The following is a 243-nucleotide window of genomic DNA, read 5'->3' on the forward strand; positions in this document are numbered from 1 at the left end:
GTAAAATAATAAGGGGCATTAGGATAGCCTTGAGGAGGAGTTAGGGCTGCTAGTTTGGCAGTTAATATCATAGAATCTATTCTTAATTGTGCACTTTCTTCACTCCGATCATTTGGAATATCATAACCATAAGCATTTACCATACCATTATAATACCCTCCCCTATGGCGATCAAATTCTCTTCTGCTTTCATAAGTAGAATCTATATCCCTTGGATCTTTTATTTTGCCCTCAACTATATCA

1 pseudogene is annotated in these 243 nt (G+C 36.2%); it reads right to left on the reverse strand.

The annotated features are described in order from the left end of the window. Positions 1 to 243: pseudogene (locus tag AJ932_RS09920) on the reverse strand (hypothetical protein); the annotation flags it as partial.

The sequence above is a fragment of the Campylobacter sp. BCW_6873 genome, from assembly GCF_001762365.1.
In the GTDB taxonomy this organism is placed as follows: Bacteria; Campylobacterota; Campylobacteria; order Campylobacterales; family Campylobacteraceae; genus Campylobacter_D; species Campylobacter_D jejuni.